This is a genomic window from Paenibacillus sp. NPDC093718, assembly GCF_050279985.1.
Taxonomy (GTDB): Bacteria; Bacillota; Bacilli; order Paenibacillales; family Paenibacillaceae; genus Paenibacillus_AQ.
In genome coordinates this window covers 245,452-260,777 of the sequence record NZ_JBNNUS010000008.1, presented here as the reverse complement: position 1 = coordinate 260,777, position 15,326 = coordinate 245,452, and the positions used below count along the sequence as shown (strand labels likewise).

Annotated in this window: 14 protein-coding genes; 7 read left to right on the top strand and 7 right to left on the bottom strand. The window is 49.2% G+C overall.

The window, feature by feature from the left end; all coding sequences use genetic code 11:
- The first annotated feature begins 93 nt into the window (after positions 1-93).
- From ACQKPA_RS23970 to ACQKPA_RS23950, 5 genes are all read left to right on the top strand, one after another.
- A complete protein-coding gene (locus ACQKPA_RS23970; RefSeq protein WP_427495001.1) occupies positions 94-516 on the top strand; it encodes a hypothetical protein in 423 nt (140 codons plus the stop codon).
- A gap of 166 nt (positions 517-682) precedes the next feature.
- Positions 683-1,843: a sporulation protein YhbH gene (yhbH, locus tag ACQKPA_RS23965; protein ID WP_113057531.1), complete on the top strand. Its 1,161-nt coding sequence runs from the start codon at positions 683-685 to the stop codon at positions 1,841-1,843.
- 336 nt (positions 1,844-2,179) lie between these two features.
- Positions 2,180-2,317, top strand: a complete 138-nt coding sequence (locus tag ACQKPA_RS23960; RefSeq protein WP_427494999.1) for a hypothetical protein — start codon at positions 2,180-2,182, stop codon at positions 2,315-2,317.
- The gene (locus ACQKPA_RS23955) at positions 2,301-4,514 is read left to right on the top strand and encodes an acyltransferase family protein (RefSeq protein ID WP_427494998.1); all 2,214 of its coding nucleotides are present in this window, start codon (positions 2,301-2,303) and stop codon (positions 4,512-4,514) included. The genes ACQKPA_RS23960 and ACQKPA_RS23955 overlap by 17 nt, the downstream gene beginning before the upstream one ends.
- Before the next feature lie 169 nt (positions 4,515-4,683).
- The gene (locus ACQKPA_RS23950) at positions 4,684-5,529 is read left to right on the top strand and encodes a sulfurtransferase (protein ID WP_427494997.1); all 846 of its coding nucleotides are present in this window, start codon (positions 4,684-4,686) and stop codon (positions 5,527-5,529) included.
- Positions 5,530-5,592: 63 nt separating this feature from the next.
- On the opposite strand, the gene ACQKPA_RS23945 is transcribed toward ACQKPA_RS23950, so the two are convergent.
- The 5 genes from ACQKPA_RS23945 to ACQKPA_RS23925 form a co-directional block, all read right to left on the bottom strand.
- A complete protein-coding gene (locus ACQKPA_RS23945; RefSeq protein ID WP_427494996.1) occupies positions 5,593-6,618 on the bottom strand; it encodes a hypothetical protein in 1,026 nt (341 codons plus the stop codon).
- Between the two features lie 72 nt (positions 6,619-6,690).
- A complete protein-coding gene (locus ACQKPA_RS23940; protein WP_427494995.1) occupies positions 6,691-7,125 on the bottom strand; it encodes a hypothetical protein in 435 nt (144 codons plus the stop codon).
- Between the two features lie 199 nt (positions 7,126-7,324).
- Positions 7,325-8,512 (bottom strand): multidrug effflux MFS transporter, encoded by a 1,188-nt coding sequence (locus ACQKPA_RS23935; RefSeq protein ID WP_427494994.1) that lies wholly within the window; start codon positions 8,510-8,512, stop codon positions 7,325-7,327.
- A 306-nt stretch (positions 8,513-8,818) separates the two neighbouring features.
- Positions 8,819-9,823: an ABC transporter substrate-binding protein gene (locus ACQKPA_RS23930; protein ID WP_427494993.1), complete on the bottom strand. Its 1,005-nt coding sequence runs from the start codon at positions 9,821-9,823 to the stop codon at positions 8,819-8,821.
- Between the two features lie 95 nt (positions 9,824-9,918).
- Positions 9,919-11,535 (bottom strand): helix-turn-helix domain-containing protein, encoded by a 1,617-nt coding sequence (locus tag ACQKPA_RS23925; RefSeq protein WP_427494991.1) that lies wholly within the window; start codon positions 11,533-11,535, stop codon positions 9,919-9,921.
- Positions 11,536-11,800: 265 nt separating this feature from the next.
- On the opposite strand from ACQKPA_RS23925, the gene ACQKPA_RS23920 reads away from it, so the two are divergent.
- Positions 11,801-12,139 (top strand): VOC family protein, encoded by a 339-nt coding sequence (locus ACQKPA_RS23920; RefSeq protein WP_427494990.1) that lies wholly within the window; start codon positions 11,801-11,803, stop codon positions 12,137-12,139.
- A 164-nt stretch (positions 12,140-12,303) separates the two neighbouring features.
- Here ACQKPA_RS23920 and ACQKPA_RS23915 read toward each other — a convergent pair whose 3' ends face one another.
- Together ACQKPA_RS23915 and ACQKPA_RS23910 are read right to left on the bottom strand one after the other, a co-directional pair.
- Positions 12,304-12,840 (bottom strand): SMI1/KNR4 family protein, encoded by a 537-nt coding sequence (locus ACQKPA_RS23915; protein WP_427494989.1) that lies wholly within the window; start codon positions 12,838-12,840, stop codon positions 12,304-12,306.
- Between the two features lie 127 nt (positions 12,841-12,967).
- Positions 12,968-13,732, bottom strand: a complete 765-nt coding sequence (locus ACQKPA_RS23910; RefSeq protein ID WP_427494988.1) for an SDR family oxidoreductase — start codon at positions 13,730-13,732, stop codon at positions 12,968-12,970.
- A gap of 320 nt (positions 13,733-14,052) precedes the next feature.
- Between ACQKPA_RS23910 and ACQKPA_RS23905 the strand changes: the two genes are divergently transcribed.
- Entirely contained in the window at positions 14,053-14,889 is an 837-nt protein-coding gene (locus ACQKPA_RS23905; protein ID WP_427494987.1) for a YitT family protein, read from the top strand.
- The last annotated feature ends 437 nt before the right edge of the window (positions 14,890-15,326 follow it).

Genomic DNA, 15,326 nt, shown 5'->3' with positions numbered 1-15,326 from the left:
CCATTTTGTGAAAGATTAATAAGGATGTCTTTTTATTGAAGACCACACGAACCCATTAGAGAATGAATTCTTATGTTAGGAGCGATTATGTACATGGATCAACAATCACCTGCCTCCCCATCCGAGGACCAAGGTTCACCTAAGCGACCCAAAACCACATTTATTCCACCCGAGGACAGAAAAAACTCCCGCTTCGGCATCGCCTCATTCATCTTGTCGATCGTGACGCTGCTCGGGTATATTCTGCTCGGGGCGCTCGGCACCACGATGATTGAGCCATACATGACGGAGAACGGACCGCTCCTTGAGCCGACTCAGGAAACGCTGGAAGCGATGACCACGCTGGCGGCCGTGTTCATCATCGTCATGATCATCAATATCACCGGCTTGGTGCTTGGCGTTGTAGGCTGCTTCTCCAAAACACGCAAGCGTGCTGTCGCCGTGATTGCCACCATCGTGAACGGCGTAGTCATCATCACCATCGGAGCTCTTTTCCTATTCGTATTAAATGCTTAAGGAGTGCCACTTCAAGACACTTGCCTGATTCATCTCGGGTTAAGTGTCTTTTTCATGACAAACCCGGATTGATACTCACATATCGCTCTTTCTCCCGAATATAATGAATTACTACAGCCAAAAAGACGGCAACCGTGTCAAGGCAATACTTGGGAGGTGACTGTCCATGCAAAATGAAGACGCCCTGTCGTTTGTCGTATCCCGTGAAGACTGGTCGCTGCACCGCAAGGGCTATCAGGATCAGGTACGTCATCAGCATAAAATCCGTGAAGTCATCAAACGCAACCTGCCCGACCTTATTACCGAGGAAAACATTATTCTGTCCGACGGAAAGCAGATCATTAAAGTTCCGATCCGCAGCCTTGACGAATACCGTTTCATCTATAACTATCAAAAGCAAAAACATGTCGGTCAGGGCGACGGTGACAGTCAGGTTGGGGACGTCCTTGGACGCGACCCTTCGTCAGCCCAGCCCGGTAAGGGGGAATCGGCCGGCGATCAGGCAGGGCAGGACATCGTGGAAACCGAGGTCAGCCTGGAAGAACTGGAGAATATGCTGTTTGAGGAACTGGAGCTCCCGCTGCTGCAGCCCAAGGATAAAGAGCAGATCGAGACCGAATCCATCGTCTTCAACGACATCCGCAAAAAAGGCATCATGTCCAACATTGACAAGAAACGCACCATCTTGGAGAATTTGCGCCGCAATGCAAGAGACGGCAAACCCGGCATCCACGGGATCAGTCCGGACGACTTGCGTTACAAGACCTGGGACGACACCGTCATCCCGGAATCCAATGCGGTCATTATCGCCATGATGGATACGTCCGGCTCCATGGGCTCCTTCGAGAAATACTGCGCGCGCAGCTTTTTCTTCTGGATGACCCGCTTCCTTCGCAAGCAGTACGAGAAGGTCGAAATCGTGTTTATCGCCCACCATACCGAGGCGAAAGAAGTGACCGAAGAAGAGTTCTTCACACGGGGTGAAAGCGGCGGAACCATATGTTCATCCGCTTATCAGAAGGCGCTTGATATCATTCATCACCGTTATCCCCCTTCCAAATACAACATTTATCCCTTCCACTTCTCCGACGGCGATAACCTCACGTCCGACAATGAACGCTGCGTCAAACTCATCGGCGAACTGCTTAAGGTCAGCAATATGTTCGGTTATGGCGAGGTCAATCAATACAATCGCAGCAGCACGCTGATGTCGGCTTATAAGAATATCAAGCTGGACCAATTCATGTATCATGTCATTAAAGACAAAGGGGAAGTGTACGAGGCGCTCAAAACCTTTTTTCGTAAACGGCAGGGAGCCGCGATCTGACCCATATTCTACATTAATAAAAGGAAAATCGTGGATGTCTATTCATCCTGATATTGGAGGAGGCAGGGACCTCCTCTTTCTTATGGCGTATTGCGATACAGCTAACAGCCGGTTACCGAATCATGGATAACGAGGTGTGTAGACTTTTCCTTTCAAATGAAAAATATGTTTTATTATTGACATCATAATGTAGCCGTAGCTTCACTTTTTTGTCACCTTCTGTTTTTCCTGGAATGATAGTATTAGCTATGACATCGTGTTGCAGGATATTACAGGATTCGATAAGCGTCTCCTAAATTTAAGATATCCTCCTATAAAGGAAAGGGAAGGTTTACCATGTTCCAAATGACACATTCACTATTCAGCACCCAGACGTTTGAGAATATGTCCTACATATTATCGCAGCGGCTGTTCCAGGGCGGCGTAAGCGCAGATCCTTCGAAAGGAGCGATCTTCCGTGCCGGCATCAGATAAGCCACGTTCACGCTACATGCCCGGTCTTGATGGGCTGAGGGCCCTCGCCTTGATCGGAGTGATGGGATACCACTGGAATTTCGGTTTTGCAGGCGGTGGTTTTCTCGGAGTCAGTTTATTCTTCGTGCTGTCCGGCTATCTCATTACGGATATTCTGGCATCCCAATGGCATCATCAACGCCGGATCGATCTGAAAGATTTCTGGATTCGAAGGTTCCGCCGTCTCCTGCCGGCCATGCTGCTCATGCTGTTCATTCTTGTGGTGTGGGTTACGCTATTTGACCGATCTCGGCTGGCTACGCTTCGGAGTGAGGTGCTCGGTGCGGTTACATACATAAGCAACTGGCAGTTTATTTTTCAGCAGCAATCTTATTTCGAATCATTTGGCCCACCGTCTCCTCTGGGGCATTTCTGGTCGCTTGCCGTGGAAGAGCAGTTCTACTTGCTGTGGCCCCTAATCATGTTAGCCGTACTCAAGCTATTCCCCCGCAGGGGACAGCTGTTCACTTTCATTGCTGCCGGTGCCGCGATTTCAGCTCTCGCCATGGCAGTGATCTATCAGCCGGGAGATGATCCTAGCCGGGTCTACTATGGAACGGATACCCGGGCGTTTGGACTGCTCATCGGAGCGGGGCTTGCTATCGTATGGCCCAGTTGGAAGCTGTCCACCCATGTTTCAAGGGCTGCCCGGCGCAGACTCAACCTAACAGGCGCAGTGGCAATGCTCATCATACTGTTCATGATGTGGCGGGTGGACCGTTACGATTCGTTCCTGTATCAAGGGGGAATGTTCCTCTTCTCTATGGCCGCCGCCGTCCTCGTTGCGGTGTTGGCGCATCCTGCAGCTTCGATCAGTCGCTTGTTAAGCTGGAAGCCCCTGTTGTGGATTGGCGTTCGATCCTATGGCATTTACTTATGGCATTACCCGGTGATGATCCTGACCTCGCCTGGATCCGGCGCAGGCAATCTGAGTCTGCCTCAGGTTGCACTGCAAATCGCGGCAAGCGTTCTGCTGGCCGCCCTATCCTGGAAGTATGTTGAAGAACCGATACGACATGGCGGACTGAAGAAAGTATGGTTTAAAGCCCGCTCCATTCGCCGCCGTCCGGCTTCGATTTCATTAAGAGGCTGGGTCGTGTCGCTAAGCTCGCTTATTCTAATCGGTATTTTTTGCTCAGGGATGATGAGCAGCGTATCTTCTGCGAGAACGGTAGGCGATATCGCTGCCATGCTGAACCTTGATGACCCTGCCCCGGAAGAGCCGGATCAGAATCAAGGCGGAGAGCCCAGAGTGATGGAGCCACCGCAAGGACAAACGCCGCTTCCTGAAGGCACTGACGACGGTAACATCTCCCCTCCGCCTGCCGACGCAAAGCAGCCTGGTGTTATTAAGAAGCCGGAGCCCGCTAAAGAAACGGATGAAATGCCGCTTCCGAACGAAGCGACACATTCTGGAGATGAAGATGCAGGCGGAAACGAAGAGCCGGACCCTCCTGCTGGAAATGACGCTGACAACGAAGACAGGAACACCGACGCAGGGAGCGAAGACCGGGATAGGGCTGATTCCGAAAAAACAATCCCGGATCAACCGAATGAAGATAAAGCGGGTAAACCTGGTGACAATAAGGCAGATAAGCCGGATCCATCCAAGGACGCGGCAACCGAAACGACAGGCAGAGAGAGCAATCATACGAGGCCAACGAATAAGCCTCAAAATCCTCCGGTATCCCAGTCCGCCATCACGGCCATTGGAGATTCGGTCATGCTCGGGGTATCCCCTTATCTGGAGAAATCCCTGCCCGGCATTCACATCGATGCGGAGATAGGCCGCCAAATGCGTCAGGCCGATGACCTGATCCCTGCCATGAAGACCCAGAATCGGATAGATGGCGGCATTATCATCATCGGGCTCGGAACCAACGGCGCTTTCTCGCAAAAGGATCTCGATTCCCTTCTGGGCCCTCTGGATTCGGCTAAACAGATTCTGCTTATCAACACGCGGGTTCCGCGCGATTGGGAACAGAACGTGAACGGCATGCTGGCCAAAGCAGCCGAACGGAACCCGAAAGTTACGCTGGTGGATTGGTATTCAGCCAGTAAGGATCATCCGGAATACTTCCGGTCTGACGGTGTCCATCTGGAGCCGGAAGGCGCCGAGGCTTACACCTCCATGCTGCTTCAAGCTATCAAGAAATAAAGCGTTCATCCTGATTCTTGCCATTATTCATTCTCATATCGTCGACCTGATCTCATCCTTCTATGAGACAGGTCGACTTTTTAGTTATATACGTAATCGGAAGCAGCAATATGATATAATTCGGTTACTTAATCTCATAATTTCTTAATAGAAGGCGGTGTCCTGGTATATGAACAATATCGTGTCAATGAAATGGCTGCTGGCGAGACTATATGAACCGGATCTGGTCATCGTCGACTGCCGTTTTGCCCTCGGCAAGCCGGAAAGCGGCCGAGCCGCTTACGAGGAATCGCATATTCCGCGTGCCGTATACCTGGACCTGGAAAAGGACCTCTCCTCCCCTGTCACCCAACATGGCGGACGCCATCCTCTACCGGACCTGGATCAGCTTGCAAAGCGTCTCGGCCAGTCCGGCATTCAGGAGAGCAGCCGTGTCGTCATCTACGACGACCAGGGCGGAGCCATGGCCAGCCGACTATGGTGGCTGCTGAAATACACCGGGCATGAACAGGCTTATGTGTTGGATGAAGGGTTTACGGCTTGGAAGAACGCTTCGTATCCGGTAACGGACGATCAGCCAATCGTCATTCCGGTACCATATGAAATCAACCTTAAACCGGATAAGCTGGCCCTCGTAGATGAGGTGCGCGCGGCTTCGCAGCATGGTAACAAAACCCTCATCGATTCACGCGAACCGCGCAGATATGCCGGATTGGAGGAGCCTATGGACTCCAAAGCAGGGCATATTCCGGGGTCAGTGAACTACTTCTGGAAGGGTGTCCTGGACGACTCTGGACATTGGAAGGAAACAGAAGCGATCCGCGAGAATTTCTCGGACATCCCGCAAGATGCCGAGATTATCGTATACTGCGGCTCCGGCGTCACCGCTTGTCCGAACGTGCTTGCCCTGGAGGAAGCCGGTTACGGCAATGTGAAGCTGTACGCGGGCAGCTGGAGCGACTGGATCAGCTATGAGGAGAACCCGGTGGCGACTGGGAAGGCATCCAAAGATTGATATCGGAAAAAGCCCACTACCATAGCGTAGCGGGCTTTTCATTATTTTGTGTCCTTTTCGCTTTTACATCAGGATCCCTGACAGATGCTCAAGAGCCATCGGGCGTATTCGGCTCTCCTCAGGGATATTCTCATAGAGAAGATACTCTTTGCCCGCTTCCGCCATTTGCTTGCGGAGAGCAGCAATTCGGCCTTTGCCGGAATCGATAAACCGGAAGTCGATCTGACGCAGGCACTCCATTTTTGTTAAGCCGTCCAAGGCTTCCGCCTTGATCCTTGTAGAAATCTCTTTCAGCATTAGAACCTCCAACCGGTCCGCGGTCCACAGATTCCCGATCTCCTGCAAGGATTTCATGTAATCCAGTTCAAGCTGCCGAAGATTTCGCATAGACGAGAAATCGCACAAGCGCTCGACTTTCGGCAGCGACAAGTGCAGAAAGGCCAGCTGATCCAATGCCGCCAGGGCATCGATATTCACCAGGTTTCGGACGGAGGACAACCTCAGCATGCTTACATTCGAATCGGCCAGCACGTGAAGCGAACCGTTCAATGTACAGCTGTCTAGGGCCAGATACTTCATCATGGGCAAATCCACTACAAAACTCAGTTGATCGATCGCACAGTTCAGAACGAGCGTATCCAGCCGAAGGCAGTCGGCAATCGGCGCTAGATCATCAAATTTACCGCTGAGCTCCAGGTATTTTAGAAACTTGTAGTTCCGGATAAAATCGAGGCTTTGCGTTTTGGGCGAGCGCAGCTTAAGAAACTCCATTCGATCCATCGCACCCAGACTATTCAAATCCTGCCGCTGTTTGAGATCTAAATGCAGAGCAGCGACAAACTTCAATCCTGCGAGCGTCTCCAGAAATTCCTCCGTATAACGACCATTCGCCTCTGCATGATAAATATGCAATATCAAATCCGGACGCTTGGAAAACACCTGCTCGTCCAGCTTCAGCAAATCTCCAGCGTTGTCTGATCCGACAACAAAACCGATGGTTGCACGGTGTCTCAGCTGTTTAACGGCACTGTCCATGTTGTCCGTGCTCCAGGGAACCCCGCTCATCGATGCTGTCCACACATCGCTCATTTCACTCGCCTCCGTTCCGATTTCCCTGTCAGATAAACACTCTGAAATCGAAGTCTGACCCGCATCCCCGTTTTACCCTTTGACTTGACCCAGATAATAATCAAGATACTTCTTCGGTCTTTCCTGGAATGCCCTCTTCTTCCCGTATCGATAGGCTTCGTCAAAATATCGGAAGGCCTCCTCATGCTGTTTGAGTTCCAAACAGACCATGCCGAGATCAATGAGCGGTCCGGTGTCGATATTGGAGCCTCTGGTTTGCAACGAGATTTCGCTCCAAGGTTTGGCCTGCTCAAACTCCCCCCTCGCAAAGTAAACACTGGAACAACAAGATGCAATCCAACTCGCAATCTCCCAGCTTAGCTTGGGCTCGGGCAGCATGGACCACGCTTTTTCATAATATGTAAGAGCCTCTGAAGGCTTCCCAGCCTCTTCAAGCTCATTCCCCGTCTCAACCGTCGCTATAATCTCATTTTCCAAGTCCGGGTTGTCGATTCCCAGCTCTTTCATTCGGAACCCCTCCTCATAAATCTAGCTAAAATGTTACCAGACCATGGATAAATATTCCACCACGGCGAGGAATCTTTATCGGTAGGTGTACCACCGCCGCTCTATTAATCCAGTGGAACAAGAAGAAGCCGCCCCTCCTGCAAGGAAGGGGACAGCTTCTTTATACAATCCTATATGATAACTTTATTTAAATGCCAAACTACCTCAGCGAATGCCCAGCAAGCTTCTTGCTCACCCAGACCATGACTACGCCAAGTCCAAGAAAATACAAGGGCATCACGATTAACGAGCCATTGTGAAGAAGACTCATGCCGCTGGTAATCACGCTGACGATAACGTAATAACCCAATCCGAAGATCGCTCCTGCCGTTCCGAGCACATCTCCATATTGGTTCAGCGCCAGACTAAGGCAATTCGGAATCGCCATTCCGATGCCAAGCAGCAGAATAAAAATACACGCTACCATCAACACCATATCCATTAGGGTGGCATTAATTCCGCTAACAGCAAGAACGGTAAGACAAAGGGCCCCCAGCATCGTAATAATCGTGCCGATCACGATAATGCGCTCAGCCTGGAGCCTTGTCAGCAGTTTCTTCGACAGCATCGCACCCAGTATGGACGACATCGCAACAAAAATACCGAAGAAGCCAAACCCGCCGGGACTCATCTGAAAAAATTCAATAAAAATAAACGGGGCCTCCGCATAGTAACTGAACAATATGCCGTTAGTGGCTCCAATGAGAAAACCGAATCCCCATATTCTGCGGTCGGAGACCAGGCGCTTGGCCACGGAAAGGGTGTTAATCTTCGATACAGACTTTACCCTGGTCTCAGGCAGAGAAGTCCAGGTATACGCCAAAATGGCGGTGCTCATCAAAACCAGCGTCAAGAACACTGCTCTGAAACCAAAAGATTGATCTACCCATCCGCCAATGAGCGGCCCGATGGCGGGCGTAAACGCAAGCGCAGCCGAAATCTGGGCAAACACCGCATGGCGCTTGGCTCCATCGATGCTCTCACGCAAAATGGTTTGGGTGACAACCGAGCCTGTGCTGGCACCGAAAGCCTGAATGAATCGGCTCACCAATAACCATTCGGCCGAACCGGATAGGTAGCAGCCCAAGCAGCCTATTCCATAAACCAGGATGCCCCACAGCATGGCAGGACGACGTCCGAGGGAATCCGAAAGCCTCCCCCAGCAAAACACCCCGAAGGCAAAGCCCAGGAAGTAAATGCTGAGCGGCAGTTGGATGGCATTGTTGCTTGCTCCCAATTGATGGGCAATGTCCGGTAATGATGGTGTATATATCGTTTCACTAATTTGCGGGAAACCCACAAGAACAATCAATAGCCATATGGATGGATTTGAGATTTTTCTTTGCACAGCTAACATCCCCCTTATCATTTCAAAAAATCTCTAGTTGGCTGGCAAAGAAATTACGGGATCGGGGGTTTGCATTTGGTTAGTCTAGTAAATGAAAGCATGAAAATTCACCTTTTTTTTCTGAATAAGGGGGTAAGTCTACTGAGTAGTATAGCAGATTATTTGGCAAAATACGTTCTTAATTCGTCTCCCACAAGTGGCTTTATACTTAGGGCCAGGAGGTTCAAGAATAGGATCACATTAAAAAACAAGGCGCTCTACCTTCATCTTGTATGACAAGACTCAGGAGAGCACCTTTGTTATGTATCAATTCTTCTTGGAGAGCCATTCCGCCAATTCTTCCGTCTGGGCTAGAACAGCAAGCGGATCGTAATACCATGAACGCTCCTCCGGCCATGAATACATGTTCCCCTGCTTGACCGCAGGGAGACTGCCCCAAATCGGATCCGCTTGGAAATCTTCGATCGTTCGTGTATTGGACGTCATAATAATGTAATCGCCCGCGTATTTCCCTATCATTTCAGCCGTTAACTCAGCCCATTGCTTATCCAGTATTTCCGCAGCTACTCCGCTTGGCGGCTTTCTTCCCAAAGCCTGATAGACAGGCTGCCCGCCACGACCAAAATTATCGCCGTACACCCAGGTTGACTTCTCGCCGTCTTCCATAATGCTAAAGGTCGCATCCGCCGGAATCGCTGCATCGACTTTAGCTTTGGCTGCGGCAATACGCCGATCATACTCCTCCAGCCAGGTTTTGGCTTCCTCTTCCTTACCGAATAACTCGCCGAAATAAGTCAGCTCTTCATGGGCATTCTTTAAATCTCCATATGGAATAACGATGGTGGGAGCGATTTTGCTTAGCTGCTCATAGGTTGTTTCCCCATTGCCGGTAATGATAAGATCCGGGTTTACAGCCATGACTTTCTCGATCGACGGTTTTCCGTAATCCCCGATATCCTCAATACCTTCCAAAGATTCTTTAAAATAATAATTTTTAATGGTTAACCCTGGGGCTCCGACCGGAATGACATCGAGCGCAATCAGACTGCCCAAATATTCTTCAGCGACGATGCGCTGCGGACTCACCGGAACTTCGATATCGCCATTGATGGTGGAGACAGTTTTCACTTTGGATTTTCCCACTAAATTCGTTTCCATCGTTTGTGACGAATCCGTTGTTGCTGTCGGTACGGTCTCCGTGTTACTCTTACTTGTCTCTCCCGCCCCACAGGCACTGAGCATAAATGCCAGGAAGAGCACTGCGGTAACAAGAGTTACACGCCTTCTGCTCAAACTACGAAAAGAAAACACTTCATATCCCCCTTATTTATAGATAACGATAATCATTCTCAAATATACTTTACCGCCCGTCCCTTCATATGACTATGCCTTAAAATGATATCTGTTCATGCATATTTATGATGTTCTGTCAGCGCGTTTATCATTTCGTGCAGCTGTGCTTGTGTAGAGATGGGATCATAACCGAAGAACAATTCGGGTTGATCCAGGACATAGACTCGATTGTGCCGAACCGCATCCAAATGCAGCCACTCCTTGGAACTGAACAATGCATCGACGCGCTTCTGGCCATACGAATGGTTAGGTAGCGACGTAATAAATATATGATCGGCTGCATAAGAAGCGATCTCGCTAATATTCGCTTCCACGAACCCACGACGATGCACGCCTTCATCCACCAGCCGGGCAGGTGGTTGAAATCCGATATCGTGGTATAGAATCTGGCTCCCTCTGCCGAAGCTGCCGCTGAAGCAGTAGGCGGTATCCACGCAAATTTCCCAGACGATGGCGCTTCCCCGCTTCCCAAGCACTCCATTGAGTACCTCATTCGAGTGAGCGACCAGTTCGTCGTAACGCGCCAGCCATTCCTCCGCTGCCGCATCTTTATCTATTGCGGAGGCGATGAAGCGGAATTGCTCGCGCCAGCTCATCGTCTTGAACGGCAGCTTCAGGACAGGCGCCAAAGCGAGCAGTGCCTTGTTCTCCATTGCCGAATCGTAGCTGATGATCAGATCCGGATGGGATGAAGCTATCGTCTTATAGTAATGATCGAATGCGAGAGCATACGGGTCAAAACAATGCTCTGCACTCAGATGATTGCTGTGTGGGGTCTGCTTAAGCCAAGGGGTATACACACCCAACTCGGGAGTAACGCCAAGCGCCAACAATGATGCCGTATGGTTAAGGTTTAATGCGGCGATTCGCTTCGGTTTGCGTTTATAATCCGTGGGAGATACGCCTACGGCCTCCTTGAATTTACGGCTGAGATACAAGCCCTCCTTATACCCTACTTCCTGCGCCAGCGTATTTAAATCTTTCGATCCGGTCAACAGCCGTTCTTGCGTTTTGCGTATTCGAAACAGGGTCAAGTATTCATTAAAGGTAAGACCGGCATGCTTGCGAAACATACGCGAGAAGTGCTCCGGACTGACACCCGCCATAGCGGCCATCTGCTCTCTTGTCAGATCCTTATGGTAATTCTCTTCCATATACTGCTGGGCTTGTTCCACCCAAGGTCGATGCTGTGAAGATGATCTGAATACCGTCTCTGCATGGATCTCTTGCAGCAGTTTAATGAACAGATGCTGCAGCTGAAAAGGTTCCCCGTGATCCGCGCCTCCCCAGATACTCTCAAGTTCTCCGGCCAGCCGTAAAATCTCGGACGGAATGTCATGAATCGGAACATTACATTCAATTCCGTAAGATGCGCTGTCATCTATACATAAGCATCGATATTCCATATAAAGCCCCCGCAAAGGCGTTAATCTTGTGGATTCTAGCTTGAGTTTCGTTTGGCTGCCTGAACCAAATACACTTCCTCTGAAAACCGGAAAGGAGCGCCCATCCGCAAGCAGCAGGCCCTCTCCCTCCTGGATGATCACGATACGATAGCTCTGCTCTTGATGACTTCCCCTGTCGCTCGGAATCTCTTCATCCAATCCCATCAAACGAGTCGGTATGTGAAAAAAATGAGGGGGAAGTTTAGTTGTTGAAGGTAGTGACACGAAACGCCCTCCTTGATTATGATAATCATTATCAATTAATGTGATGTTATTATACCAGATGCTCCGCTCATCTGTGATGACAATCCGTATTCGGAAGCTTTTTTTTCGATCACACAAAAATAAAGCCTTATCTGAAACATTCGACTTATGTGACGGGTTTTGCCACCCGTTCCGGGCCTAAACCGGCGTAAGCCCTCCACTTGCTTTCATGTGCTACGCTTGAATCAAGAAATCACTTATTCGCTGGAAAGGAAGTGTGCACGATATGATACTGAACCATCTTAACCTCACCGTCACCGATGTAACCGCGGCAAAGGAATTTTTGCAAACCTATTTCGGACTCAAAATCGGGGGGGAGCGTGGTCAGACGTTTGTGTCGCTGTTTGACGATCAAGGAATGGTGCTGACCTTAATGCGTGGTACCGAGGTTAACTATCCCAAGACGTTTCATATTGGCTTTATTCAGGAAAGCGAAGCGAAGGTAAATGAGCTCCATCAGCGCCTAAGCGTTGATGGCTTCGATGTCACAGAGCCCCGAAGAACCCACGGATGGACCTTCTACGTTAAAGCTCCGGGCGGTTTTACTGTTGAAGTACTGGCTTAATCATCATTGTTACATGATACGTACACGGCAACTAAGCGCAAAATATAAGAGCCCGCACATCACGCGCGGGGCCCTTCTCCTGTTCAATAGATGATAACCATGCCAATAAGAATATTCTTTTTTCAATTATATCCTGAGTTTCCCTGCTTGCCTTCCTATCCTTCTCAATAAAGCTCCCATTTCTCCGTACATAGCGCCGGCAAAGAATCCGCAACCCGTTCGCTCTCCTCATACCCCAAGCTGCCGGAATGGGCAAACAGAATCGGATATTCACCGTTTACCGGCTCTTCCCTCATATCGAACATATAATGATTTCCTCTTCCATCCATGGCAAACGACACCGCATTCGGCATATACTCCGGCAGCTCGTAAGCCAGGTTCATCTCCCTCAGGTCATCCGTGTTAAAGAACTGAAAAAGACGTTCTCCTTGTTGAAAGTCTCCGCCGTTGGAGTACTTCAACAGGTCTAAATAGCTAGCGGGAAAATTTCGCTGAGGCAGCTTCCAGCCTGCGGGATCGAGCGGCGTATATTGGTCGTAAAAGGGCGACGTTTTGTGAAAAGGATTCACTTGTCTTCCCTTGATGTCCTCCATTTCTTGCGCAGACAGCTCCGTATTCCACTCCTTAACAAAACGGGCCATTTGTTCACCGGTTGCACCGGAACGTTTGTCATACTGGTGCTCAAAATCGATATTCCACATCCTTGGCCTTTCCTCCATCCTGGTACTTCCTATCTACGAACTTCTTCAACATTATATAGGAAGTGCTGGAAAAAGGGGATCATACCACCGGTGTAAGGAATTCATTAGGTCCTTGGAGCTACCGTCATCACAGATGGGAGCCTCCACTGGCATCGATGCATTGACCGGTGATCCAGCGGCTGTCCGGAGATGCCAGAAATGCAGCTATGTCCGCGATATCCCCAGGCTCACCCCATCTACCGAAGATCGAATAACCGGCTCCGAATTGGAACGAGGCCGGGTCCTGAAGCATGGCAGCATTCATGTCGGTAGCAACGAATCCGGGCTGTATCGCATTGATCGTAATTCCACGGGAACCCAGCTGGCTCGACAGAGAGAGGGTCAGCGAATTAATGGCCCCCTTCGTCATCGTATACGCCGGAATATTGGGCAAGGAGATTCGGGTTACTGCAGAAGATAAATTGATAATGCGCCCATCGTCCCGAAGACGTGGCAGAGCCTGCTGAATCATGAAGAATGGCGACTTCACGTTCATTCGCATCACTTCATCAAAGCTCTCCTCCGTGGTCTCCTCGATGGTTTCCACTAAGCCGATCCCTGCGTTGTTAACCAGAATATCGAAATACGTATTACCTGTTCGTGCTTTCAATGTCTCATCCAGCGACCCGTACAGGGCACTTATTCCATCCGAGGAGGCGAGATCTGCCCCTACCAAGAAAGCTTCTCCTCCAGCCCGTATAATCTCGCTGACGACCTCTTCCGCCGCCTCATGGTTCTTGCCATAGTGAACGGCTACCAACGCTCCTTCCTTCGACAATCGTATCGCGATAGCACGTCCGATGCCTCGGCTGGAGCCCGTAACCAAAGCAACTTTCCCATTCAATGTATTCATCTTCTCATCATCCCCTCTTCTTTTTTCACTTTTAGTTTTATCACAGACCCCATTTCGAAATGTTGCGCTCCTATTCTTGCCTTCCTCTCGATAACCCCCGTAAAAAATGCCCCGCCTGCAAAGGGGGCTACAACGTAGGCAGCTTGCGCCGTCTCCTACATTCAGTGAATTAAAAATCATTTACATTCCATGTAATGATTATTATAATGAGAATATCAAAAGAGCTGCGCAACCTGTGTTTGCATAAAGCGATTAAAGGATGATTTTTTCCTTTAGTCGCTTTTTTTGTGAGCTTGTTGAAAGTCATGGAGGTATATCGTATGAAAAAAAGAGCGTTTGATATGATCATGCTGCTCATTGGGGCATTTATTTTTGCGCTGGCCGTCAATTTATTCGTCATTCCCAACGATTTTGGCGAAGGCGGCGTTACCGGGATATCGATTATTCTGTTTTATGTGCTGAAATGGTCCCCGGCGCTGGTCGGCATAGTGATTAACGGAATTTTGCTGATTGTCGGCTATAAGCTTCTGGATAAAAAAACGACCGTCTATACCATTATCGTTGTTGCCTTTCACTCGATATTCCTGCACTTGACGGAGAACTGGCACATCGCTTCGGATGAGCCGGTGATCAATGCCATCTTCGCCGGACTGTTTGCCGGCGTCGGGATTGGACTCATCGTCCGGGTGGGCGGCACAACGGCAGGTACGGTGATATTGGCCCGTTTGGCTAATAAATATTGGGATTGGAATATCAGTTATGCCCTGCTGTTCTTTGACCTGATCGTGGCCGGACTGTCCGTCTTTGTAATCGGGATCGAGAAGGTGATGTTCACCGTGGTCATCCTCTATATCGGCACCAAGGCGATGGAGTTCATTATCGAGGGCTTGAATCCCAAAAAGGCCGTTACTATCATCTCAACTCATCATGACCGCATCGCGATTCGGGTTACGGAGATTATGGACCGCGGGGTGACCGTGCTTCGGGGCTATGGATATTACACCGGTCAGACCAAAGATGTGCTCTACATCGTCATCAGTAAACAGGAAGTCTCCATGCTCAAAAAAATCGTCCGTGCGGAGGATAAAAACGCCTTTGTGACGATTCACGACGTACGCGACGTGTTTGGCGAAGGATTTATCGATATTTCGAAATAAGGCCGGACTTATCCTTATATGAATAAGAAGATCGAAACAGCCGTTTAGGATGTTTCGATCTTTTTTTATTATGCCGTCAAGGTACTTATTGCCAAAATAAACATAGCAGCCGAAAACTTTTTCATGCCTTTAATCACTGTAATAAGATTCCAATTTTTCCATATGACCAGACGCTAAACATGCCGAAAAAATTGAAGGCAAAGTTCCTTTTATTTGTATTTTTCCATGACAAATTCGGATCATTTTTTGCATTTTCGCTACACGAAACACGGGGATATGGCTTATTAACTTACACCAAATGACAACTTTATAGAAATATTTAATGAGTTCGCAAAAAACATTTTATTGGTAATACGAGGCAAGATTCTATAAAATTCTTTTTAACTTAAAAATGCTGAGTGCAAACTTTTAATGTTTTAGTACAAATTGTCCAAGAC

Coding starts and splice junctions, on each gene's coding strand:
- ACQKPA_RS23970 (WP_427495001.1), top strand. CDS start 94: ATGGATCAACAATCACCTGCCTCCCCATCCGAGGACCAAGGTTCACCT.
- yhbH (WP_113057531.1), top strand. CDS start 683: ATGCAAAATGAAGACGCCCTGTCGTTTGTCGTATCCCGTGAAGACTGG.
- ACQKPA_RS23960 (WP_427494999.1), top strand. CDS start 2,180: ATGTTCCAAATGACACATTCACTATTCAGCACCCAGACGTTTGAGAAT.
- ACQKPA_RS23950 (WP_427494997.1), top strand. CDS start 4,684: ATGAACAATATCGTGTCAATGAAATGGCTGCTGGCGAGACTATATGAA.
- ACQKPA_RS23945 (WP_427494996.1), bottom strand. CDS start 6,618: ATGAGCGATGTGTGGACAGCATCGATGAGCGGGGTTCCCTGGAGCACG.
- ACQKPA_RS23940 (WP_427494995.1), bottom strand. CDS start 7,125: ATGAAAGAGCTGGGAATCGACAACCCGGACTTGGAAAATGAGATTATA.
- ACQKPA_RS23920 (WP_427494990.1), top strand. CDS start 11,801: ATGATACTGAACCATCTTAACCTCACCGTCACCGATGTAACCGCGGCA.
- ACQKPA_RS23915 (WP_427494989.1), bottom strand. CDS start 12,840: ATGTGGAATATCGATTTTGAGCACCAGTATGACAAACGTTCCGGTGCA.
- ACQKPA_RS23910 (WP_427494988.1), bottom strand. CDS start 13,732: ATGAATACATTGAATGGGAAAGTTGCTTTGGTTACGGGCTCCAGCCGA.
- ACQKPA_RS23905 (WP_427494987.1), top strand. CDS start 14,053: ATGAAAAAAAGAGCGTTTGATATGATCATGCTGCTCATTGGGGCATTT.